Origin of the sequence: Verrucomicrobium sp. BvORR034 (assembly GCF_000739635.1) — a bacterium.
Taxonomy (GTDB): Bacteria; Verrucomicrobiota; Verrucomicrobiia; order Verrucomicrobiales; family Verrucomicrobiaceae; genus Verrucomicrobium.
On sequence record NZ_BATQ01000030.1, the window covers coordinates 26,304 to 51,718 of the forward strand.

The 25,415-nt window shown below is 58.8% G+C and carries 9 protein-coding genes; 7 read left to right on the forward strand and 2 right to left on the reverse strand.

Features of this window, described 5'->3' with window-relative positions; genetic code table 11:
- Nucleotides 1-53 precede the first annotated feature (53 nt).
- Entirely contained in the window at nucleotides 54-5,834 is a 5,781-nt protein-coding gene (locus BV034_RS05390; protein WP_050024902.1) for a right-handed parallel beta-helix repeat-containing protein, read from the reverse strand.
- 930 nt (nucleotides 5,835-6,764) lie between these two features.
- On the opposite strand from BV034_RS05390, the gene BV034_RS05395 reads away from it, so the two are divergent.
- The 6 genes from BV034_RS05395 to BV034_RS05420 all read left to right on the forward strand — a co-directional run bounded on the left by BV034_RS05395 (nucleotide 6,765) and on the right by BV034_RS05420 (nucleotide 20,647).
- Nucleotides 6,765-9,233 carry a caspase family protein gene (locus tag BV034_RS05395; protein ID WP_050024903.1) on the forward strand — a complete coding sequence of 823 codons (2,469 nt, stop codon included), beginning with the start codon at nucleotides 6,765-6,767 and terminating at the stop codon, nucleotides 9,231-9,233.
- Nucleotides 9,234-9,271: 38 nt separating this feature from the next.
- Nucleotides 9,272-10,453, forward strand: a complete 1,182-nt coding sequence (locus BV034_RS05400; protein ID WP_265592656.1) for a hypothetical protein — start codon at nucleotides 9,272-9,274, stop codon at nucleotides 10,451-10,453.
- A gap of 104 nt (nucleotides 10,454-10,557) precedes the next feature.
- Entirely contained in the window at nucleotides 10,558-11,922 is a 1,365-nt protein-coding gene (locus BV034_RS05405) for a clostripain-related cysteine peptidase (RefSeq protein WP_050024907.1), read from the forward strand.
- Nucleotides 11,923-12,342: 420 nt separating this feature from the next.
- Entirely contained in the window at nucleotides 12,343-14,565 is a 2,223-nt protein-coding gene (locus BV034_RS05410; RefSeq protein ID WP_050024910.1) for a hypothetical protein, read from the forward strand.
- Between the two features lie 14 nt (nucleotides 14,566-14,579).
- Nucleotides 14,580-19,235 carry an ATP-binding protein gene (locus BV034_RS05415; RefSeq protein WP_050024912.1) on the forward strand — a complete coding sequence of 1,552 codons (4,656 nt, stop codon included), beginning with the start codon at nucleotides 14,580-14,582 and terminating at the stop codon, nucleotides 19,233-19,235.
- The gene (locus BV034_RS05420) at nucleotides 19,232-20,647 is read left to right on the forward strand and encodes a hypothetical protein (RefSeq protein WP_050024914.1); all 1,416 of its coding nucleotides are present in this window, start codon (nucleotides 19,232-19,234) and stop codon (nucleotides 20,645-20,647) included. The genes BV034_RS05415 and BV034_RS05420 overlap by 4 nt, the downstream gene beginning before the upstream one ends.
- A gap of 111 nt (nucleotides 20,648-20,758) precedes the next feature.
- Here BV034_RS05420 and BV034_RS05425 read toward each other — a convergent pair whose 3' ends face one another.
- Nucleotides 20,759-21,409, reverse strand: coding sequence for a hypothetical protein (locus tag BV034_RS05425; RefSeq protein WP_050024916.1), 651 nt, complete (start codon nucleotides 21,407-21,409; stop codon nucleotides 20,759-20,761).
- A gap of 193 nt (nucleotides 21,410-21,602) precedes the next feature.
- On the opposite strand from BV034_RS05425, the gene BV034_RS05430 reads away from it, so the two are divergent.
- On the forward strand, nucleotides 21,603-25,367 hold the full coding sequence (locus BV034_RS05430; protein ID WP_081887589.1) for a CHAT domain-containing protein: 3,765 nt from the start codon (nucleotides 21,603-21,605) through the stop codon (nucleotides 25,365-25,367).
- Nucleotides 25,368-25,415 lie beyond the last annotated feature (48 nt).

The following is a 25,415-nucleotide window of genomic DNA, read 5'->3' on the forward strand; positions in this document are numbered from 1 at the left end:
GGGTATCGCAAAACAAACGGGGCTTCCGGAGAAGCCCCGCCGCGAGTGGTAACTCAGGGAACAAGCACTGCGCCTGGCGGCTTGATCAGGGTGATGACCGGTGAGGTCACGTCCCCTGGCACTGTGGGCAGTGTGCTGGCGGATGGATCGAGCGGGAAGGCATCCAGATTATCCGCCACACCGTCACCATCGCTGTCGGCGGAGAGGGGGCTGGTGCCTTTGGCCAGTTCATCAAGGTTGGAGACGCCGTCGCCATCGGAGTCGAGGCTGGCAGGATTGATGCCTGAGCTCCACGATAAGCCGTCGAGCAACCCATCCCCGTTGCTGTCGGTCACGTTGTTTTGCGTGCCCAGCAGAGCTTCCTGCGCATTGGTGAGACCATCTCCGTCATCGTCAGCTGTCTCACTGGGGGAGTCATAGAGTACCCCGGCCAGGGCGATGGCCTCAGCGAGATCTGACATGCCGTCGCCATCGGTGTCAGCCACCTTCGGGTTCAGGCCGCAGAGGTACTCGTCGAGGTTCTTCAGGCCGTCTGGGGCGGGCAGATCCACGTCACCGGTGGCGGTTTGGGCCAGGTTGGTGAAGTAGAAGATTTCCCACCAGTCGGCCATGCCATCGGTGTCGGTATCCACGAATTCGTCGGCACCCAGGTCTGGGATGGACGTTCGAGTTTCCCCCTGGATGTCAGTGGATGAGGTGGACAGTGCGGTGACGCCGGGTTGGTTGATCGCGGGGCTGTTGGAGCGAAGCCAGCCTTCAGGAGTCAACTTCGGATCCAGGTTGATGCCGCCTTGTTCACCACCCCTGACGATGGTATTGGTGAGGGTGAGGGTCGCTGTGGAGCCCTTGTAGATCTGCTTGCTGGTGACGTCATAGGGAGGATTCCAGATGATCGAGTTTCTGATTCTGGAAATGGATCCGGAATTCAGATAGAGTCCCAGGCCTGACGCGGTGAGGGAGTCGGCCATCGTCTCAGTGTTGTCCACAATGGTGCAGTGATCGACCACCATCTCTGCGTTGTTGAGGTAGATGCCGGCCCCATACTGGGTCTTGTTGCCTCTGATGAAGCAGTTGGCGATACGGACGAGCGTCCGGTAGTTCGGGGTGGGAATGGACACCCGGATGCCGCTGCCCGTCATGGGGTAGAGGTGGCTGATGACCAGGCCGTCGATGGCGGAACCATGCAGGTTCATGGCAATCACATCATTGGCCGCAGTTGACTGTATGACCGGGAGATTGAGACCCTGGTCACCAAGAAGAAGGATCTTCTTGGTCGTCAACGCAAGGGCGCCTTCTGCGTATGTGCCGGGCTTGATGGCGATGATCTTCCAGTCACCGGCGGCGGCCTTGGCGGCCGTGAGGGCGGCACCGATGGTGGTGTAGATGCCCGCGCCTCCAGCAGGATTCACGGTGTAGTCCACCGTTGGCTTGCTGGCTGCGCTGTTGGCATCCGTACCGCGTGAGTACTCATACAGGTTGGGGATGCGGTCGCCGTCGCGATCTTCCATGGTGTCGCGGTAGTCGAGCGGATTGAGCACCTTGGAGATTTCATATCCATCCAGCATCGTGTCGTCGTCGGTGTCCGTGTCCCAGGGATCTGAGCCAGCAGTGAACTCGGCGCCGTCATTGGCACCGTCAGCATCGGAGTCTGCGACGGCGGGATTGCTGCCGAAGGCATACTCCTGAGCTGCGGTAAGTCCGTCTGCGTCCGTGTTGGTGGTGCCGTTGGAGGCGAGGTTGCCGAAGAAGCGGGTTTCCCAGGCATCTGGCAGGCCGTCCGCATCGGAATCGCGGTACTCGTCTGCACCGAGGTCGGGCGGATTGGTTCTCGTTTCACCGTGAATGTCTGTCAGCGAAACTGGCAGGGTCACACCGCCCACGGGGTTGATGGCCGGGCTGGTGGGCCTGAGGTTGCCAAAGCGATCCACCTGGGGATCGAGGTTGGTCCCGCCCTGCTCACCGCCGAGGACGATGCTGTTGCTCACCGAGCACTGGCCACCGGAGATGATGTTGATCTGGGGAACGGAGGGGCCGGACGTGGGATTCCAGACAATGGAATTGCGCAGGCGCAGGTAGCTGTCATCTGAGACGTAGAAGCCGCGGCCGGTACCGCCTTCGCCGGTGGTTTCGTCACCCCGGTTGTTCACCACGGTGCAATGATCTACCAGCACCTCCCCACCTGCGAGAATGACGCCTCCGCTGGCGCAAGGGTTGTCTCGTACGACGCAGTTGACCAGCCGTACCTGGGAGCGATAGCCTGGGGTATCGACGTGGATGCCGCTCCAACCACTGAAGTAGAGGACATTGTGGGTGAAGACGAGGCCGTCAATGACCACGCCGCTGATCTTGGCCGTGATGCAGGAGGACGTCAAGTTGGAGGAAATCACGGGGGGGGATGCGCCCTGCTCACCCATGAGCATGATGCGTTTGCCGCTCAGATCCAGCATGGCCTCAGTGTAGGTGCCAGGTTTCACCAGGATGATGCGGCAGTCATTCACGCCTGCCTTGGCGGCGGTGATGGCGGCGGTGATGGTGGTATGGGTGCCTCCTCCGGCCGGATTCACGGTGTAGTCTGCGGCAGGCTTGCTGGCGGCGCTGTTGGCGTCGGTGGCGCGGATGAACTCATAGAGGTTGGGGATGCGGTCTCCGTCCTTGTCTTCCAGGGCGTCCTGGTAGTTGAGAGGATTGAGGGCCTTGGAGACCTCGTAACCGTCGGCGATGCCATCGTCATCGGAATCCGTGTCCCAGGGATCAGTGCCCGCGGTGAGCTCGCCGCCGTCGTTGAGGCCATCTGCATCGGTGTCGGCCACGGCAGGATTGCTCCCAAAGGTGTACTCCTGGGCGGCGGTGAGGCCGTCCGCGTCCGCATTGGAGGTGCCATTGGAGGCGAGGTTGCCGTAGAAGCGCAGTTCCCAGGAATCTGGAAGGCCGTCACCGTCGGAGTCGATGTACTCATCAGCACCCCAATCGGAGGGGTTGCTGCGGGTTTCGCCATGGATGTCCTTGGCGGGATTGAGGGCACCGCCGCCGGCGGGATTGATTGCGGGGCTGCCTGGGCGGAGATTGCCGTAGCGATCCAGAAGCGGATCTGAACTCATGCTGGAGAATTCCCCACCCAGGATAATGCTGTTGCTGACGGTGACGGAATTGGAACTGCTTTGTTTCCAGACCTGGATGGTGCCGGGATTGGAGTGCGGATTCCAAACCACGGAGTTCCGCAATCTGAGGTCGCCATCATTGGCCACGCCGATGCCGATACCGGTGGGGGTGGAGGTGCTGGTAAAGCCACTTCCGTTGCCAAAGATGGTGCAGTGATCGACTGTCAGCAGCCCTTTGGTGACATAGATCCCTCCACCAAAGTTGGAGTAATTGCCCGTGATGATGCTGTTGGTGATCCGGGCATGTCCGTTGATGGAGGTGGTGCTGACGCTGACGCCTTTGGCATCGTTCACGAAGGATTGGTTTCTCAAGAGGAATCCATCCACCACAGCGCCATCGTAGTTGAGTCTCACGCAGGCACCTGTATCTGGGCTTACAATTTCGGGAGGGGTTACTCCCTGTTCACCGAGTAGGAGGATGCGTTTTCCGTCCAGTGTGGCGCCGGAGACGGCGTAGGTGGCCCGCTTCACGAATACGATTTTGCAATCCCCGGCAGCGCCCTTGGCGGCGGTGATGGCGGCAGCGATCGTGGTATGGGTGCCCCCTCCCGCAGGGTTTACTGTGTAATCGTTGGCGGGGAAGCTGGCTGCGCTCGATGCACTGGTGCCTCTGACGTACTCGTAGTAGTTGGGGATCCGGTCTCCGTCCTTGTCATCGAGATCGTCGCGCAAGTCGAGAGGATTGAGCCCGTGGGTGATCTCATAACCGTCAGGCATGAGGTCATTGTCGGTATCGCTGTCCAGGGGATCACTGCCCGCCGTGACTTCCGCGCCATCATTGGCACCGTCTGCATCAGAGTCTGCCACATTGGGAATGGTACCGATGCCGAACTCCTGGAGATTCGTCAACCCATCGCTGTCTGGGTTGGCTGCGGCGGTAGGGGTGAGATTTCCGAAGTACTTGACCTCCCACCAGTCGGCGAGGTCATCTACATCGGTATCAATGAACTGATCCGCACCGATGTCGGGTGTCCCTGGTCGGGATTCACGGTGAATGTCCTTCGGGGCTTGCACGCCAGTGGCCCCCTGCAGACGAGCTGGAGAGGTCGAGGAGAGGCCTCCCATCCACCCCAGCAGAGGATTCTCAAGCATCGAACCAGGGATGGAGCCATCATAAACCAGGTTGCCGTAGCCAAACACCACATTGTTGAGCTGCTCGACCTCTTCATCGGCGGCTCCGTTGGGATTCCAGAGGATGCTGTTTGTCACGGACAATTCGCCACCTCCACCAAGGCCAATGGAATTACCCGATCCTGAACCTGTCATGGAGTTCCCAAAGAAGGTGCAATGGGATACCGCCACTCGCCCGTCTGTAACGTAGAGCCCAGCGCCTTCGCTGTCGGTGATATGACCGTGAATGACGCAGTTCACGATCCTGGCCAGCCACCGGTCGGCGGCGGACATGTCAACATAGATACCCCGTGCATCACTGGTGGCGGAGCGGGTGATGCGGAAGCCGTCGATGACGCTTTCGCCATTGAAAGTGACCACGGCGCTGGTCGTGGAGGTTCGGATCTCCGGGATGTTTCCTGACGTCGCCGCAGCCAGCAGGAGGATACGCTTGTTGGACGGAAAGGTGATGGTCTCTGCATAGACGCCAGCCCGCACCTCAATGATGCTGAAGGGGGGCGTAGTGTTGCCAGGAGCCGCAGAGATGGCGGCACTGATGGTCTTTTTCTGAGTGGCGTTCTCGGAGGCAAACGTCGGATCTACCACGATGTTGGCAGCTGGACGCGCAGCTCCATTTGTCATGGAGGTGCCGAGGGCTTGCTCCCAGAGGTTGGGCACGCCGTCGCCGTCCAAGTCCGCCGTTGCGTCCGTCCAGTCATACGGATTGAGTCCAGCAGTGGTCTCGGCGCTGTCGCTGATGCCATCGCCGTCGCTGTCTCCCGGATTGATCAGGAGGACCTTGCGCGAGTAGGGAGAGTAGTTGGAAGAGGCGTTTCTGGCGCGCAGACGGTAGTAAACATTGGAGGCCGTCGGGACGGAGGGGTCCGTCCAGGTAGTCACATTGGCGGCGGTGGTGATTTGCGGCAACCAGCTGCCGGAGTCACCGGTGCGTCTTTCAATGACGTACCCGGTCTCTGCGGGGGACATCTCCTCCCAGTCCAGCTGCGCCGTGGTGGAGGTGAGCAGCTTGAGCCGGACGTTCTCCGGCGTGTACAGCGACTGTGTGATGCCGGCGGTGGGCAGCACGGCGATGCGCAGGTGGTGCGTGCCCACCACGGACATCAGAATGTTGGGGTCACTCCACGTGAGGGTCTCGTAGGTGCCGTTGTCCACGGTGGCCTCCACCTGGGGCGGGATCGTGGTCCAGCTGACGGCGTCTGGCGACGTCTGAAGGACCACTGCGTAGTCCGTCATCCCTTTGAGCCGCCGGAAGGTAATGGCAGGATGGTCAGAGACGGTGGAGTAAGTGATGGTGCTGCTGCCCGCGTCCGAGACATTGGGGTCTGTGGCAAAGACATATTCGTACAAGTTGCCCACAGCATCCGCATCGGGATCTGCTTCCTGGTGGATCACGGCGTAGTTGCCCGCCTGCCCAGGAAAGCTGGAGGACTGCCACGACGCGTAGTCAGCAAAGGCGACCGATCCGCCAAGGGCGAAAGAGGAGGCACATGCGACGCTAAGGAGATTTTTTGGGAGGTTTACCTTAACCCGCTTTTTAGAAAGCATGGCGAAATACTTTCCGAAGCAAGTGACGGCGTCAATGTATTTTTATGTTGCGGTAATGCTACAAAGGGTTGCATAAGTTAGGAGTTATTTGCTGGATGAACTTATGAAAAGATACTCAATCTTGAGGTGAGGGACAGGGTGTGAGGAAGGGAGGTGCTAACCTTTTGGGTAGTCGGGTGTTAATTCGAGGCAGGAAGGGATGGTGCGGACAAGGGAAATTAATAATGTTCCCATTTATGGGATGCGTTGGGTGCAATCCGTCCGGTCGGTGTTATTATAGCTGTCTTGATACAACTATGAAGGCGAATCATGTCGTCCCTCATGGGAAAGACATCAATGCGACCAAGGGGTTTGGAGTTTGCCATTTCGTCAGAACCTGTTTGGATAAAAATGCTGGGTGTGTTGCGAGGCATTTTGAGTCTGGACAAGGCGCGAAGAGGGCGTGAATCGAGATTCACAACCGATGAGCAACGCCGTCCAGGCTCAAAAGGACCGCAACCCGGAGGGGGTCGTTCTCAGGCTCGGCGAAGCCGCTTTTAACTCATTCCCTTAATAGAACCTGCCACACCCGGATGTTTTTATCCAAACAGGTTCTCAGCGACTTCTGGCCGGCTGGCGTACTGTCTCCGCCATAGTTGGAGGTTGGACTCTTCCGAGCGGTAGTCGAACAGGGGCCAGTCAAGATTGCCAACCATGTCCTGCCGGATCATGGCTCAGTGAGCGGCCAGGGTGCAGTGCCCCCAGCCGCGGGTGTGGCCTGCCTCTTTATGAAAGGAAAATTCACTGTATCGAAAAAACAACTGGTCGCCGGGCCGGAAAGTTACTCTATTTCGATGCAAAATTAATAAACATTTTACATCTATGGCAAAACAAACTCGAACTCCTTCGAATACAAGCCGGCAATCCAGTCGCAAGCGTGTCGGTAGGGGCATGGGCAAGAAGTCGGCACCGGTGGTTGTTGAGGTGTCAGCTGCGCTCCCCGCGCTGGAGACGGCAGCAGTGGATGGGGGAATCGAGGTTGAGGCGAGGTTGGGGCTCGACGTGCAGCCTGAGTCTCGCGGTGGAGAGCGGCGCCACTGGACCGCGGCAGAACGGGCGACGCTGGCGCGCCATGTGATCAACCTGCGCAACGGCCAGTTCATCGAGAGTGGTGACTACACCACGACGGAAGAGGATGTGAAGCGGATCTTCTCAGTGCATCTGACGGCGGCCCTGGCGGATGCCAAAGCCGCGGGCCGTCCCCTGCGGTTGCTCTTTTGGGCGCATGGCGGGCTTAACGATGAAGCAGGGGCTCTGCAGCATGTTCTCACCTACCACCAGGGCTGGCTGAAAGCCGGGATCTATCCCATCTACTTCGTGTGGGAGACGGACCACGGCACCGCGTTGCGGGACATCTTTCTAAAAGATCCTCAGGCCCGGGTTTTGGGAGATCGCTCACTGGTCTCTGAGATCACAGACGCAACCCTTGAGTTCACGCTACAGGCTGTGGGCAGACCGTTGTGGAACAAGATGAAGGCTTACGCGGAGAACTCTGTGAAGACCAAGGGCGGGGCACTCTTCGCCGCGAGGGAACTCGTCGTGTTCCTGAAGTCGGCGAAGGCGGCTGTGGAGGTCTATGCGGCGGGGCACAGCGCCGGGGCCATCTTCCATTCGTGGTTCGTACCCGCAGCGCTGAAGGAAGGGGTGCCGGGGTTCAAGGAGCTTTTCCTCCTGGCGCCGGCCGTCAACGTGGAAGACTTCAAATCGCGGCTCATCAAGCGCATCGGACCGGGAAGTGGGGTGGACCACTGCACGCTGTTTACCATGACGGAGAAGGCGGAGCGGGAGGACACCGTCATCACGATCTACAGGAAGAGTCTCCTGTACTTTGTGAGCCGCGCCTGCGAGGAAAAGAACAATACGCCGATCCTCGGGCTGCAGGAGGACATCTACCGCGACGTGGATTTGCGGAATCTCTTTGGCGTGGGGAACGAGAGCCGCATTGGCCAGGTCTTCTGGTCTCCGGATGGCAGGAATACCAACAGCACTACTCACGGTGGCTTCGACAACGATGTGGCGACGCTGCATAGCATGGTGAGGCTCATGACTGGCAGCAAAGAGACGCCGTTTGCCGGTGTCGTCCCCAGGCTGATGGAGGAGGCCAGAGGAAGCCGACGGGTGGCGATATGCGTGGGCATCGACAAGTACAAGTCCAAGCCTCTCTCCGGTTGTGTGAACGACGCTCGCCAGTGGCAAGACGCGTTGAAGGTCCTGGGCTTCGAGGCAAGGTTGCTCACCGATGAGAAGGCGACTTATGCGGGCATCGTGACGGCATTGCGGGGTTTGATAAGGGGCAGCCGGCCGGGGGATCAGCTGGTCTTCCAATACGCCGGTCATGGCACGCATGTGGATGACGTGAATGGTGATGAGCGGGACGAAATAAACCCGCATGACAACCAGGATGAGGCGTTGGTGCCGTTTGACTATGAGAGTGGCAGTTTCTTGATCGATGATGATATAGGCGACATTTTGGACACGGTTCCTGCGGGGGTGTCCATCACCTGCTTCATGGACTGTTGTCACTCGGGTGGGAACACGCGGTTTATGGGGTTTGGCGGGGGTTCCAGTGCCCGGGAGGGGGAGATCACCCGTTATTTGCAGGTGCCGGCGGATATTATGGTGAAGCACGTGAGGGCGCGTGAGGCAAACCCGACCAAACCGGTAAGGCATACCTATCAGGGCAAGCCGGAGGTGCTCTTCGCGGCCTGCTCGCCAAAGCAGCAGGCGAAAGAGTACAACGGCCACGGCTACTTCACCATCACCGCAGTGCCACTGCTGCTGCAATCCGCCGGACAGCTGACGCATGAGCAATTCATTGGGGCAGTGCTCCAGGATTTCCCAGACTCTGTGGAGGATCAGGATCCGGAGTTGAATTGCTCAGATGACCGGCTGGGCCATCTGCTGCTGGGATCAGCGGGGGATCGTGTGGTGGAGGGGGGCGACCTCGATGCGGAGGTGACAGTGGTGCCGTTGGCAGAGGCGTTGAGCTCTCCTGCACCGGCTCCAGGTACGCTGGACATCGAGAAGCTGAACGACACGATGAACACCTTCGTGAAGCTGCTGGACCGCTATTCCAGCAGCGACGGAGGATTGCGCACAGGCTCCCGGGGCTCGGATCCGGTCATGGACAAGGTGTTGGTCGCCATCAATGCGACGACGGGAAATGCGATCATCACGCCAGAGACGACGCTGTCGAGCATCGGCATTTCTGCCGGCAAGTACAATGCGCTGATCAAGCACCTCAAAGAGCAGTTCCCCAAGCTGGATCTGGGGGGCAAGCAGCTCAAGAAGCTGCTTGCTGCAGAAGGTGGGGACACGGTGAAGAATCTGCGAAACGTGATCGTCAAGCTCAAAGTGTGAGCCGTGCAAGAATTCGCAACGCATCTATCTGTTGTACCATGAAACCTAACGTTGTCTCATTGTGCCTGCCAGTCTTGATTCTGGCCGCTTCCACCGCGCTGGCTGAGCTCAAGATTGAGGTGCTTTCTCCGGATGCATTTGACCGAGATCGAAACGGCCTGAGCGACAGGGAGCGGAGGATCTATCTGCTTCATCAGCGCAATCCAATCTTTCGGAAATACGACACGAACAAGAACGGCAAGATCGATGGCGAGGAAAGGGATAAATTGGTGGCCGGCATCGATGCGGAAGCCGAGGAGGAAATGAACATCGTCATGTCCGGTTTCAATGACGCGGCCAAGAAGAAGAACATCAACATCAACAAGCCGATCCCGGCGGAGACGGTGAACCAGCTCGCCAAGGTAAGGACGCCACCCAAAGATGAGGCGCCAGATTGGCTCCGCGTGCGGGGGAAGGTGACTGACTTTTCAAAAGTGACGGAGAAGCTGGAACAGCTGGATCCGGCAGTGGCGGCATTCACGCATGATTTCGCTTCGGACAGCGATACTTGGACGGTGAAAGGTGCAGTCGGTGCGTATTGGGAAACTGACCACACGGGGATCAGCCTGGGGGCGGAGTTCAACCGGCTGTCCAGCAATTCTCCCACAGCGAAGGAGGTCGATGAACTGGCCATCAAGCTGTTGGCGGACGGGGGATTCGATGTGAAAGGGAATGTCCTGGATGCGATTGAGTGGAGAGGAGGTGTTTCCTATGCGTCGAATTTTGACTTTAATGGGGCGCTGTTGGGAGTGGAGCTGGAAGTGGAGCCCCAGTGGTCGCATGAGCTCTTTACGGGACTGCATGCGGTGGGAGGTGGCTTTATTGCGGACTCCTTCACCGTCGGGTTACGCAACTATATACGGGTGGAAGGGGGCGGCACGGTGGACGACTTTCCAGGCAAGCCGCAAGCTGATGATGACTATCTGCGTGTAGGGCCGATGGCGGAAGCTGCCATCTGGCCGTTCGGGACAGAGAGTCGCGTTTCACTGACCACTTCGTATGGCTACCTCGCGGAGGTGTTGGGGGATGGGGACGACTTCCATCTCTTCAAGGTGGGGGTGGAATGGAAGGTGGACAAGTTCGGCCACTATGCGGTTCGCATTGAGTATGTGAACGGAGTGACGCCGATCCTGCTGCAGGAGCAGGAGTCGTTGCTGCTAAGCCTGAGTGTCCGCTTCTAGAAAAGAGTGCGTGGCGGATTCCCGCAGCAGTTTTGCTTCTAGGGGATTTCCCCTGATGAGCGAACACAGTGCCTGTTTTTCAAATCTATTACCCTCTGCATGATATGGCGATCAAGTCCCCAGCTGCTGCTCCACGCAAAGCAGCAAAGAAGTCAGTGAAGAAGGCCGCGAAAAAAGCTGCGCGCCCGGCGGCGGCGGCCAAGTCGGCGGATTGGACGATCCTGGTTTACATGGCAGGAGACAATGATCTGGATGACTTTGGCGGGGATGACATTCAGGAGATGAAGCGGGTGGGATCGAGTGACAAGCTGCACATCATCGTGCAGCGGGACACGGCTGCGGCAGGAGTGATGACGCAGCGGCTTCGCCTGTGCCAGGGGACAGCGGTGGAAGCAGACGTGGTGGAGGAGATCGGGGAGACAAACACGGGAGATCCTGCAGTGTTGGAGGAGTTCCTGGACTGGGGATTGAAGGAGTATCCCGCAAAACGTACCATGGCTGTGCTCTGGAACCACGGCTCTGGCTGGGATGATACGGACATCTACGCAGAAGCGCGGCGGCGTGGTCTGCGCCCGCCGGAGGCGCGGCCTGCTCATGGAATGGGAGTGCGTCGTAGTGGCACGCGGGGAAGGCTCAATCTGCCGGGCGGGTTCATCCACCGTAGCGTTGCGAGGCGGCGTTTTCGCGGACCATTTTTTCTAACCGCCTTCCAAGTGGAGACCGTGGCGGGAAAGCGGCGGGCGATCGCCTTTGACGACAACGCGCAGGACTTTCTGGACAGCGTGGAGATGAAGAACGTCTTCCATGCTGTCACGAAAGGGGGCAAGCGGAAGTTCGACGTCATCGGCATGGACGCGTGCCTGATGAGCATGGTGGAGACGGCGATACAGGTGCAGGGGGCAGGACGTTACTTCTGCGGCTCCCAGGAAGTAGAGCCAGGAGAGGGATGGCCGTATGACCGAGTCCTGGAGAAACTGGCGGCGACGACCATGATGGATGGGCTGGAGTTGACCAAGATCATCGTTGAGGAATTTGTGGATTCATATCCGGCCCACAAGTCAGTCACTCAGTCTGCATTCGAACTGAGCAAGCTTGCAACTGTGCAGAAGGCCGCCAACGCGCTGGGCAGTGCGCTGGCGAAAGCTTACACGACACCTGATTTTGCCCGCCAGGGGGTCATCTCAGATGCGCGGCGGCGCGCGCAGGGTTATGAGCATCCGGACTATGTGGATCTCGTGGATTTTTGCGACTGCCTGGATGTGAATCTGCCAGAGTCGAAGAAACTGACCAGCAATGTGCGCGATGCGGTGGGCGCGTGTGTGTACGCATCAAGCGCTATCCACCCCGATGTGGCCCGATCTCACGGGCTCTCCATCTATCTTCCCAATGGCTCCCTGTCACCACTTTATGCCAAGCTCGACTTTGCGGGCGGCGGGTGGGGCGAGTTTCTGAAGGCGAGGAATGAGTGAGCGATGGGCCTGGGGCTGAGCAGATTGCCCAAGTGGGCACACAAGCTGGGGCAGCGGGAGGTTTTTTTGCTGTCAGAGTTGCGAAGAGAGGCTGGCTGAATGCGAGAATACTCTCATTTGGACGCCGCATGCTATCTGTAGGCGCGCATATTTTAATGAACCCATGCGGATTGATCAGGTGTAATTCGACATGAGGTTGACAAACATTAATTCGATGTGATATTTTGTTTCCATGGCACCATTAACGCTGGCGTCGGTGGGGAAGGGGATTGACCAAGCCCGGCTGTTGCGATGGTGCTTGGATGTCCTGAGGCGTTGCCTCAACCAATACGGCATCTGTTCCGAGGGTCCTGGCAGGATTGGAGGCGATTGGGGGGCGCAGTGTTGGTTGCTCGAAGGGGATTCATCATTGTCGAAGTCATGCAGCTGAGATTTGCCATTGAAGGTGTAAACCCTGTAGGGGACTCGTTCAACCTGCGCGTCACGAATGAAGCCAACGGCGAAGTCGCCATGATGGCTGGCTGGAAGGGGGAGGTCAGGTTTTCTCACGAGGAGGAATGGAGGACAGCTTCGGGCACCGTTGAATATGGGCGGAAGCTGTGGGACGCCTTGTGGCGCGCGCAAGGCCATCTGGATGAGAATGCCTGGACGGTGACGCTTGGTGAGCACTTTCTTAGATCCGCCGGGGCGGTTGAAACACTGCGTATCAATGTCGTCTCTGAGCAGGCGCAGAGCATCCAGCATCCCGTCTGGGAGTCGCTGGGGCTTACCCCCATGGACAGGGATCTCGATCTCACGGCGGTTCTCGACCCCCGCGCATTGACGCCCTTTGTGACGGTCGTGCGGAGGGTGGGGCTGACTGGTGGCTTGTCCACGCCCTCCGTGCCTTCGTCCTTTGCCCGTCGGCTGCTTTTCGCCACCGGAAATCTTACCGAGGAGCAAAGAGAGATTGCGGACAAGGCCTTTGCGGCCTTTCCCAATGGGGAATTGCCCAAGCGCCGTCTGCAGGGCATCAGTGACTTCAAGGAGATTTTCAATGTCATGGCAGACCCGTCCGGTCTGGCCTTTGACACCCTCGTCTTGCTCGCGCATGGCGTGAATGTTGACATTGATGACGACGCTGGCACGCGTTCACAATTGAATGTGATGCTGGGGACGGGAGCTTCCTGCAAGCTGGTGTCGTTGAACAAGCTCCTTGGGGCTTTGGGCGAGGTGACCCCGAACAACCGGCCGAGTCTCGTGTTTCTGCTGGTTTGTGATGCAGCAAACGGTGCGATGTTTGATGCCAACGATCTGGTGCCCCGCCAGGTGGTGGCGCAACTGGGCATTCCCTATGTCTTTGCGGCGCACTCCAGCATCAATATTGAGGAGGGGTTGAAGGTGGTGTCTGCCACGTTGAATTTCTTGCGCGACCGCCATGCAGGGGCACGGGAGCAACAGCGCGCGGCGGACCCGATCGCCTCCCACTTTCACGCCGGGGCGGAGTACTCGCGATCCTGCGGCATGATCTCGTGCCTGACGTACAGGCCACCTGCACCCATCGTGCCGACGGTGGATATTGGTGCAGAGCTGTCGGAGAGGAGGGTGGCCTTTGTTTTGAAGGCGCTTCCTGTGTTGGGGCCGGGGATGAACAGCCAGTTGCTGGGCGACATCCGGAGCACGGCAAACCGACTTGCGGACAGGTATAAGTTTCCCCTGTCGGGTGCCATCAGAGGGGACCTGAATCTGGTGAGTTCGTTCGTGTTTGAAGCTGCGCGCCAGTCACACAGTGAAGCTGGGACGCCCATTGATGCCCTCACCACCAGTCTGGCGCTGAATTCCGCAGTCTCCAAGGTTCAAGAGGTTGACTTCAATCAGCTTGAGAACGGTCAACATTGCGGAGTGTACTTCAATCTGTCGCGCCTGCCGTTTCCTCTGTTTCTGACGGCAAATCGTGATCACTTCCTCTCCTGTGCGCTGATCAAGCGGGGCAGGCATCCGGTGATCGCGAGCCTTCCCGATCATTCCCAACGTGCGGCGGAAACGGTGCTGGAATACATCAACCGATCGGACCCTCTCACCCCAGTGGTGCTGCACATTTTTGGCCATGCCGAGGTGGAGGCTGGAATGAGCCCGGGGACAGTGGCGGAGGCCCGGGGGCCGGGCTCAACCAGCAAGTGCACGGTGGTGAGCCCGCGCGTGAATAATTTCACGATGTCGAGTTTGCTTGCGGACCTGATGAAGTTTGACAACGGAAGTGTGGACCTGCAGGGGAAGTTGTTTGAGACACTGGCAAACAGGCACTGCTTGCTGATGGGTTTCAGCCCCGCCTCGATCGAGACGTGGTTGACGCTGGCCAAACTGGCCGAGATCGTCCGGCATATGCCATCTCATGTCTCCGAAGGTGAGCGGGATGCGGGTCTGCATTTTTTCCTCGATCCGGATGACAGCGGCATTGAGACGGATCATCGAAAGTCAAGCGGGCGCGAGGGGTTGATCGCATGGCTGTCTTCGGCCGAGAGTCTGCCCCGGAGTCTTGTGAAGCCGACGCCCCAGGTCAATTTCACGAGCAACTGCGGGAGCCTTTTTGTCGAGACGGCAAGGGCGATGGAAGGGCTGCCCGGAAAGAGGCGGCTGCTCTTTGACAACGTCCTCCAGATTTAAACTCCGCTCTGCTCATGCAACCTGAAACCGATCTGGCATCCTGCGGGCTGCGCAATCCCTTCCCCGGGCCGCGGCCCCTCCCCTGTGACGGGCTTCCCATTGGGGGACGCAGGGAGGCGACCCAGCGGCTTGCAGGATTCATTCATGCGTTCCGTCACGCGCTGTTGCATGGCCCGTCAGGTGCGGGGAAGACCTCGCTGGTGAATGCGGGGCTCATTCCGCAACTGGATTCGGTGTATCATCCCATCTTTCGTCTGGAGGCCATGCTGCCCACCCAGGCAGGTCTTGAAGCATCTGGTAAGGGGACTGGAGCAAACTCAGGACACATGGACAAGGTTCAATTGGTGAAACCCAATTGCCTGCCGAGCGATGAACGCTGGGAGGCTGTGAGCCCGGTCTGTGTGGCGCTGGCATTGGGCCCTTGGTTTGACGGGATGGAAGGGGGGGAGGTCGCCAGGTTCCTGGGATGGTTTGCCTGCCATCGTCTGCGGGAGTGTGGGAATGCAGCTGGTGAACCTGGGGGCAAGACAACTCAAGCAACACTCCCTGTCACTCCAGACAAGAAGCGCCATCCGCTCTTGATTTTCGACGGGTTCGAGCTGGTGTACAAGCGCAACGTGGATGAATTGAGCGCACTGTTCCGGATGTTCGACAGGATCTTCAGGGCATCGATCTCCGAGGCGGATTTTGTGGGTGAGGACGGGTGGAACAACTTGCGTGCGGAAGGGGGGCAGCTGCGTTCCCTGTTCGTGGTGAGAAGCAGTTACATGGGGCATCTGGAGCCGTGGAGAAGGTGGATTCCAGGAGAGTTCTCCGCCAGTGTGGAGCTGCAGCGCATGGACCGCAAGCAGGCTGAGGATGCGATCCGGACAAGAAACAACGACGCCCCGGCTGGTGGTCAAGCGGAGGTGGGCGCAAAGGCAGAGGGTAGTGCTGACACGGACCGTGGAGGAGAGGCGCATGAAATTGAGCTGGGCCAAGCAGGCGGGGAGGGAGTGAAGAACGTGGGGTTTTTGTCTGACCAGGACATCGACAACGTGATCACGCATCTTACCCTTGCCAATGAGGCGGCGAAGTCAGGGCCACTCGCTTCGTCGGTCCTGGAGGATTCACAAATTCCTGATTCGTCCGACTCGGATCAAATGATTGAGCCGCAGCATCTGTCGATTCTGTGCTCGAACCTGTGGGAGATGAGGCGCCGCGGAAACAAGAGCGACGTGACCCGCGAACAGTTTCGCATGTGGTTGAATGGTTTCATGGATGACTGTCTACAGGAAGCCGTTGCAAAGATTGCCCAATCTGACCAGCGACTGGAGCGTGGGATCCGGTTGTGGATGGAGTCCTCGCTGATCCTTCCTGCTTCACGGTCTGGCCTGCGTCACGATGTGAATGAGGGATCTGGCAGCCTGGTGGACCTGGGGCATGTGGGGGATGCCGAATGGCTGGGGTGTCTTGGGAAACTGGCTGAACCTCTCTCGCTCCAGGGTGTGCTGGTGTTGCATGAACTGGAGCGGAAGAATGTGCTCGCACGGCTGATGGTGGGCAACAGAGTTCGCTGGCGGCTCTCCCACGGCAGGTTGATTGTGGCGCTTCAAGAAGCCAATGACCGCTACTTCCGGGCCCACTCTGGCTGGAGGAAGGGCCATGTCTGGCCGGGGCTCCGGGAGTATGCCATCGGTGGCGGCAACCGGAGGGGCATCGGACTGATGCTCTGCATGCGGTTTCTGCTGAACTGGGTGTGGCAAACAGGGGCGGCCTTGCTGCCGGTGGAGAAGAAGTACAAGAGGGTGGCCACCATCCGCGCTCTGCTGGAGGTGGTGCTGCCCTTGGGGGTGGCCTTTGGGCTGGCGTTGATTTCGCTGCTGATATGGAACCAGGCGAAAGAGCTGAACAAGACAAACAATGAGTTGAACAAGACAAACCAGGACCTTGGAGAAGCGAAGAGAAGAGTAGGTGCGGTTGTTTCGAAGGCGAATCAGACGATAGCTTTGGCCAATCTTATTTCTGCCCGGAGCTGGCATAATCTCAACAGGTCTTCTAACGCAGTAATTACTGCCACGGCGCGGGTTCGGCAGTCTGCGGCATCTCCGTTGTTTGAACGATTCGAAGCTTCAATGCTTTATAATGAGGTGTTTCAAAGTCCGAAGGAGTTTCAACAAATTTCGGAATCAGAAGCTGCAGTGGGCGAAAATGACGGAAACGACTGGCTAAAGCAAGTGATGCTGGAAGTGCCCCGCTCTCCCAACAAAGGAATCGATCCCAACTGGAAGCTGGCCAGGGAGGACATCGACTTCAATACCAGGCTTCAGACTGCGGGGCTGAGAAATCTAAAGGCGAAGGTCGAGCCGCTGCGCAATGCCGTTGGTGTTTGCTGGTCGCTCAACTCTCGCGGTGATCTGGTCACCTATAATCCCCGAACCCAGATCGTGGATCTGTATCCAGCCAGTGGGAACAAGCGGTCATTGAAGTTGGAAGCACATGGCCTGCCGCTTTCTGCCCCGGACAGCACCGCGCTCTCTCCAGATGGCGGCAAACTCCTGTTGGTCTGGCTTTACCAGGACCGTTGCACGCGATTGCTCTGGAAGGATCTCACCGCAGATCCGGCTGATCGCCCTGCGGTGGCGGAGTTGAATCCTGGGCAGATGTCCTTTCTGAATCAAAGATTTCGCGGAGTTGCGTTTATTGATCCCCAAAGAGCTTTGCTTGTAGGGGAGGAGATGATTGTCGAAACTGACTTTTCACAACCCAAAAACTCAAAGCTCGTGGTCAAATTTCACAGCTATGGGAATGACGAATCTGATCCTCACGGCATAATCAAGAGCTGTGACGATGACCCCACCGTAAAAGCACGCGGCATCAGGTTGTTCTCGCCAGTTCAGAGCGAACCCACCCATAGTACTCCGTCCCGGTTCACATTCAGTTTGCTTCTTCATCGACAGTTCGATCCCAATCCAGTCAAGCCGCAAGAGTTCTTCCTGGTGGAGGTGACTCAAAACGGAGACCGATGGAGTGTGAGGGATTGCCCATTTCCCAGTGCTGCGTTCGAGCCTCTTGATCTGCTTTCGTACCAGAAAGATGGCAAGATCCTTCATGCCGTTCTGGGACTGGAGACAGCGCAGGGTACAGAATCTTACCCCTGCCTGCACACTTGCGAGATGTTGATAGGATCAAATGCGCAATACACCGTCACCCCTTCTTTCCCGCCTGTGGCATTCGCCGGATCCAAGTATTGGATGCCCACTCTATTGCACGCTTCCGGCCGCTATGTGGGAGTGCGCTGGCCGGTCGGGAAAATCGATTTTGGAGATGTGAGTTTGATGCCGGTCTGGAAGGCGGAGAGTCTGCAAGCAACTTGCCGCCAATGGTGTCCAAGCAGCGTCTTCACCCTCGCTGCTGATGCGAGTATTGCGGAGTCTGAGGCTGGTACCTTCTATCTGGGTTCCCCCACGAGTGGCCTCTACAAGTACGAGCTGAAACAGGCGATGTCTGACTACGCGGTGGTACGTGTGCAATGGAAGCCTGTGGAGACTGCATTCACTGCGCCGGGCAAACAGGTGCTCAAACCGATTTTCGCGCTTTCTTCGGATGCCGCGTGGGCGGCTGTAGCGGTGCCGAAACTAGCGAACGAAGAGCCATATGGAATGAGACACGCAGTTTACGTGGGAGACTCCCTGACCACGCATGGCCCTCCAGAGAAATTTGAAACAGACGTTTGCCTTCACTCCCTTTCATTTGACCCGACCGGGAAGTGGTTGGTGGCTGGCGGAGATAACGGCAAAATCCGGATCTACAAGCGAATAGGAAAGGCGTGGAGTTCCGCGGCAAAAGATGAGGTGAGATTCAGGGTCTCCAACACCATGACGACAAAAATCGTCTCCCTCTCGGTGGAGGCCATCAACGAAGAAGTGCTTCGTGTGATGTGTCAAACGTCGGTGGGTGCCATCTACGCGTGTGAGTTGAATACGAAGACTGCTGCGTTCAGTGCAACGAAGGTCCCAGTTGCAGAGTCGGCAGCAGAAGAAACAATATCCGCCAATCCGCAAAGATCCGAGAGGTTTTCGAGTATTTCACGGTTGTCTGCGGAGAGATGGCTGGTGCTACGTGCTGACGGTATCTATGACGTGGCATCCGAATCCGGTGAAAAAGGATGGCGGGTGCGCAGGTTGTCCTCACTGTCATCCCAGACGATCACGACTCTGGCAGTGTCTAAAGACGGCAAGATGCTGGCGACGGGGAGCGAACGAGGGGATGTCAACGTCTTCAGAATGGGGGATGTTCAAGCGGGTGAACTGACACTGGATCATGTGGGGGGCATGAGCCAGCGGCAGCCGATCCGGAATCTCTTGTTCATATCAACGGATCCCTGCCGCCTGGCATCATTCGATGGGAGGGATGCAAGGGTGTGGAGTGAGGCCCTGCAGAAGGTCACCATGGAGAGTGACTATCCGTTGCTCTACCACCCACCCAGGATGCTCAGTCAACTGCGCGACATTGAGGCTCCCGAAGTCAAGGCCGTGGCCTACTCAGAGGCGGGGGAGGTGATCGCCGTGGTGGTCCGGACTCTGGACAGGGAGCTGAAGCGGGAGGCCGTGCTGGTGCGTGCGCCTGCGAAGTGGCCGGTGGTGCCGCTCGAGGAAATTACGACCAGGGAAGGTGCGAACGCCCAATGACTCCCATGATCCTCCGGCCGGACCTGATCGAAGCGCTGCGGAAGTGCGCAAAGCCCGCGCCATTTCGGGCGCTCAAGGCCATGGAAATACAGGAGATGGCGGCTCCGGACGCGAACGCGGGGGCGGCGGATGGGAACTGGCTGGAGCCGCGTGATGTGGGCTGGGGTGTGATCTATGGCGCTGCGGTGGGGCAGGCATTGAAGGAGAAGCTCCGCCCGCTGGTGGAGCATCGTGGCGGAAGGGGGTTGCAAGGGCGGGAGGGCCGAACGGTGGTGGAGTATCTGGGGCACTACAGGACTGGCTGGGGCGCAGCAGTGGATCCGGATCACTTTACGTATTACCTTCTGCTGGTTGGCGCGCCCTCGGATGATCTTGACTGGGACTTCCAGCGTGGGCTGGCCATCCAGAATGCGGTGGGGCGGCTGGATTTTTCCACCGATCCCGCCAGGCCTGAGAGCATCAACGATGCTGATGCGTTGGAGGCGTATGACCGGTATGTGCGGAGCATCCTGCGTGCGGAATCGATTGCACCAGACCGGGCACCAAGGGTGGGGCTCTTTCCCGTGGTGGAACCGCGGGATGCCGCCACGGCGCTGGCGCGGGAGCACTTCATGCTGCCGCTGAAGCTCTCTCTGGAGCGCGCGAGGCCGGTCGGGAAGAGACGGATCGAGGTGGTGGATGTGGATCCCGAGGAGACGTGCCAACGGGACTGGCATGCGTTTTTACAGCGCGAAGATCTGAGCCTGTATTTCTCATCCAGCCACGGAATGGAGTGGTCTGGTAACAACCCGAACCTCAGGTATCAGGGAGCACTGGTCATGCGGGACGGTTCTGCCATCCGGCATGCTCCGCCATTGAAGGATGTGAAAAAGGCACCGGCAGGCCTGTTCACGGGTTTGGAAAAAGACGTCTCGCTGGAGGGGCGTGGGTTGATCTGCTTCGCGTGTCATTCTGGAGGCTCGCAGAAGTCTGGCTCTGACACGGGTGGGTTGTTTGCTGAGTTCTGCTCCAGTGCGCATCACAATCAAACCTCGCTGCTGGTGAAGAGGCTGCTTTCGCACGGTGGGGGAGCGGCCACTTTTGTGGTGGCTCATGTGAACAGTGCCTTCTCCTTCTCCTTCCAGACCCTGGAGGGCCGGGACTTTGCCAGTCACTTCAAGGCGCTCATCAGCCGGTTGATGCGAGGGTGGCCGGTTGGGCCATCGTTTGAGGCATCGATGATCCCCTGGCGCCATGCGACGCTGCAGCAGTATCAGGAGGCGTTTCCCTACAAGGACCTCGCGGGACACCCCTTTCAGGAGGAGTTTCCGTGGCGCGCGTTTGCGCGGTTCGATGCGGAGAATTACATGATCTTTGGCGATCCCGCGGCGCGGTTGTCTGCATTGCAGACCGTCGAGTCACTCGCTGCTTGATCCGGCGGCGCGTTAAACGGCTGTCGCAAGCACGACATCGCGCTGTCCACACAGGTGTCGTCTGTCCTTCTCCAGATTTTGTGCCGAGGGCGCACCTGGGCAGCGGGTTTCTCAGCCAATGGGTGTGCCACCGGAGCCTGCCGAGAGGCTTGCCTGCACCATGTCCGCCAGGTTGTTGAACGTGGCATTCTGGATCTGCTTTGACAAGACTTGCATGCGCCCTTTGAGGGCGAATTCCTGATTGATGTGTTTGGCGAGTGAACGGGTGTCGGCAATCGCTTTGCCGATGGTTTGCTTGCTTGTGACCGAAAATTCCGGGTATGCCAATCGGAAGACGCCTGTCAACCGGTCCCTGACGACGACCAAGCTTTGACCGTGAGGTGAATCGACACGAGACGTGCCACCGGAGCCGCTCCGGCGCGTGCGCCGGGAGGTGGTGGGGACGGGCTGGGTATTTGCGACTTCAATGGGAGTGCCTCCGGTGCCACCAAACCTGACAAAGTCTCGAGGAAGGCGGGCTTCTGCTGACGTGACGGTGGCGGGGGATGTGAGAGCTGCACGCCGGAGGTCTTGTAGCGTGATTTTCTTCTTCTTTTCCGAAGTTTTTTTGGCGGCCCCGGTTTTCCCTTTCTTGTCTGTCTTCCCAGCGGCTTTGCTGGTGGACTTTTTGGCAGCCTTTTTAGAGGCCTTCTTGGCAATCTTGCCGGGGGTTGGTCTTGGCGTTCCGCCGCTGCCAGCCTTTTTTGAGGGATTGGGTTTCATGAGCTTGGGGTCACGCTTCAGGATGACCCCTTGGCTACAGGGTCCGTTTCAGCATCAGTTCTAAGGAAAAAGTTGTGTGTATGCAATAAAATATGGACAAACAGGATTAAGATGATTGAGGTTTATGCAGTGAATGGGTGAGCATGGGGTGTGCCGCGGAGTCATCCAATATCGAGCTTGAGGTAAGGAGCCTATGAAGATCGTCTTGAAAGACCGTTCTCCCTGGAAAGGGATCACGACTGCGACAGCTGCCAGACGAGGGCGCCGGGCGGGAGGTTCGTCGGCAGGTTTGAAGGGGGTGCCTCCCGATTTTCTTTCGGACGATGTGGAGGTGGCTGATGCGCAGACTTTTGACGTAACTGGCGGGGTCCGTCGCGGAGAGCCGCCTCCGGCCTTGGAGTTTGAGGTGGCGAGCGGTCCCGGTGAAACCTCTCTGGTGGCCATCCGGCATGAGTCAGGCGCATTGGTCTTCCACCGTCCTTCCCGTGAAGAAGGCCGGACCCGGCGGGGTGGCAAGCCGGGCGGCACCCGGCAGATCTATCACATCCGCCTGACCCCCTCCATGGAGCCGCTGTCCGAGAGGCGCGGAGGAGAGCGCCGCTCCCTGGTGACGAAGCTGGTGAAGGTGATAGTGCTGAAGGTGGTGAACAAGATTGTGTCTGCTGCCTTGCCGATACTGGCGAACAAGTGGGAGACCTCCTCCTGGAACAAGGCGGGGCGTGTGCAGGGATGGCATCGCATGACCCTGGGTGCCGGCGGTGTACTGCAGGTGCAGCCGGTGAGTGCGGCTTCCATCAAGCCGGTGGAGAAGCCGTCTCTGCTCTTCATTCACGGCACATTTTCCCATGCGCATTCCGCCTTCAAAGAACTGGAGTCGTCAGACTTTTTCAAATGGGCGGATGCGCGCTACGAGGGACGCATCTTTGCATACAACCACTTCACCATCAGCGAGACGCCGGAAGAGAACGCGCGTGCACTTCTGAAGGCGTTGCCAGCTGGCACGCACCGGTTCGATGTGATCACGCACTCCCGGGGCGGGCTGGTCCTGAGGCAGCTGGTGGAGCGGCAGAAAGCTCTGGGTTCAGGTGGGGCGTGGGCGCGGTTCGTTTTGGGGCGGGCCGTGCTGGTGGCCTCGCCCAATGAAGGCACGCCTCTGGCAACCCCGGGGCGATTCGAGGAAACTATCGGCATGGTCGCGAACATCGCAGAACTGTTCCCTGGACCCTGGTCGGAGGCGGCCAGTTGGGTGTCGGAAAGTCTGGTCTGGCTGGCCACCCGTGTGGGTGAGGATCTGCCCGGGATCGCCTCCATGAACAAGAACTCCCCCCAGATGGCGGATCTGCGGGATGCGGACCGGGTGGATCGTGATTACTCTGCGCTGGTGTCTGACTATCAGATCGGCGATGCCCTCTGGCAGCGGTTTCTCGATCTGGGGATCGACAGGTTCTTCCAGGGGCCGAACGATCTGGTTGTGCCTACGGAAGGCGGCTGGGCCGTTGGTTCTGAAGACGCGCCCGTGATCCCGGCGGGAAAGATCGGGTGCTTTGGGGCCTCGGGAAATCTCCTGCAGGACAGGCCCAATGTGGTGAACCATGTGACTTTCTTCAAGGAGGAGGAGACGGTGAAATTCCTCAAGCGGGCGCTTGCTGGGGAACCGCATCCTTTGGAGGAAATTGCGCTCTCCAGGATTGGGGTCCGGCGTGGTGGCGGTGGCGTTGCGTCTCCCGACGGGCCTTTGCCCGGTGCGCCTCATGGTGCGGGAGGCAATCCCATCCAACCTCCGGCTCCTCCGCAGTTCCAGATCCGGCCGTTCCGTGAGGAGCCGGATACACTGGATCTCATGATCTTCGGTGGATCGTATGAGAATGAGGCAGATCGGGGCCGACACGGTGGCTTGTCACTGCCGCCCAAGTTGCTGGCCAGCTACGGAAGCGCTCGCGTGATGGTGAACTTCCCTCTGAGCAACGATCAGGAACCCGGGTCGGGGGCTGGATACAGATTCCAGGAAATCATTGCTGTGCATGAGCGGATACGGAATGCGGTGGATGGCATGGCCGACGCGACGATGCCTGACGAAGAAGAACTCAAGAAATACGGCGATCTTCTGTTCCGCACGCTTCTGCCTGAAAAGGTGCTGCGCCTCTATGATTTGGCGCGTTCACGACGTGCGGGGGAGCCGTTGTATGTGAACTTCACTTCCACCATCCCCTGGGTGGCGGACAAGCCGTGGGAGTTTGTCTTTGATCCCCAGGGGCAGGGCCATCTGGCGACGGGAGAGGTATTGTTCATACGCAATGTGGTGACCCCCATGCCCTCTGTGGTGCCAGCCCGGCAGGGGGCGTTGCGCATCTTGGTGGTGGCCGCGCAACCGTTGCATGAGGCGAAGCTGTCCATTGAGGAGGAGATCTCCTTCATCAGGCGTGGGTTTGAACCTCTCATTGAAGCAGGCCTGGCGGTGGTGCGGGTGCTGCCGCGGGCCACCCCGGAGACGCTTCAGCAGTATGTGGCCGTGGACCGCTATGATGTGGTGCACTTCATCGGTCACGGGGAGTTTGATTCAGGTGATGAGCAGGGTGGGCTCATCTTTCAGGATGTGGATGGCAACAGCTGGCCGATGGATGAGGAGCACGTGAAACTGATGCTGGCGAACCGGGGCATCCGTCTCATCTTTCTGAATGCCTGTGAGACAGGCCGCGCGGGGAGGCGCAGATTCAACAGCGGCCTGGCATCTCGTCTTGTGGAGGCAGGGATTCCCGCCGTGGTGGCGAACCAGTTCAAGGTGCTTGATTTCTCTGCCACGACGTTTGCCCAGCACTTCTACTGGTTTCTAACGAATGGTCTTACGGTGGGTGAGGCGGCGCGGGAGGCGCGCCTGGCCGTGAAGTGCTTCATTCAGGGAGATACGATCGACTGGGCCGTGCCGGTGGTCTATGCAGGAGATCCGCACTCCCGCCTGGCGGAACGCCCTGTCATCACCTCAACCACCCCGGTCCGTATGACATCCCCCCTCATCACGCCTGCTGTGAAACGTGCCGCCCAGCAGGACCGCATCCGCATCGCTGTGTGGGACGTGACCTACCAGCTTCCGGAACTGCGTGACACGTTGCAGCGGCTCAACGAAGCCCAGTGTGTTTACTTCTTTGCCCTGGTCGATCTGTCCCTGCCCTTCGACTCCCTGCTCAAGCAAGGGAAGGAGCTGGACTGTGACAAACTGGGGCTGCGGTTCGAGAACGTACCGCGCAAGCTGGCTGTGCAGTATCTGGCCTGCATTACGTCGCTCCGGCTGATTGGACGCCGGGACGTCCATGACGATCGGCAGTGGCAGGACCTCTACATCTGGACGCCGCTGAAAAATGCGAACCTTGCGATCGCTTCGATCCATGAGCTGAAGCTCCCCGCTGGTGATCTGACCCGGAGTGCCATTGCGAATGTGCTGGTGACTACACTTTGTTTCCTGGATGCGGATGTCAATTCCCGCGAAGATGCGCCTCACAATTCGCCCCTCTACTTGAACTCAGATAGGGAGGTCCGTCTGATCACAGGTCGACAGGAGATCGATCCGAAGAGCCGGAGACTGATCCTGGAAGGGCTCATGCGCACCAGCAAGACGCGTCCCCAGGATCGGGGCTATGCCGAAGAAAAACTGAACGCATTGGACAAGCTCCTGGCGGTGTTCGGAGATGACGAGGTTGCGATTAATCGAGAGCATCGCCCAGAAGTTCCCATCGAAGCTGTGGCGGCCAAGAAGGCTGTGGCGGCCAAGAAGGCTGTGGCGGCCAAGAAGGCTGTGGCGGCCAAGAAGGCTGTGGAGGCCAAGAAAGTGGCGGCCAAGAAGGCTGTGGAGGCCAAGAAAGTGGCGGCCAAGAAGGCTGTGGAGGCCAAGAAAGTGGCGGCCAAGAAAGTGGCGGCCAAGAAAGTGGCGGCCAAGAAAGTGGCAGCCAAGAAGAGGGGGCGGTGATGATGTGCCAGCTTGATCCGTCGGTGACAGCCCATCTTTTTGGCAGCC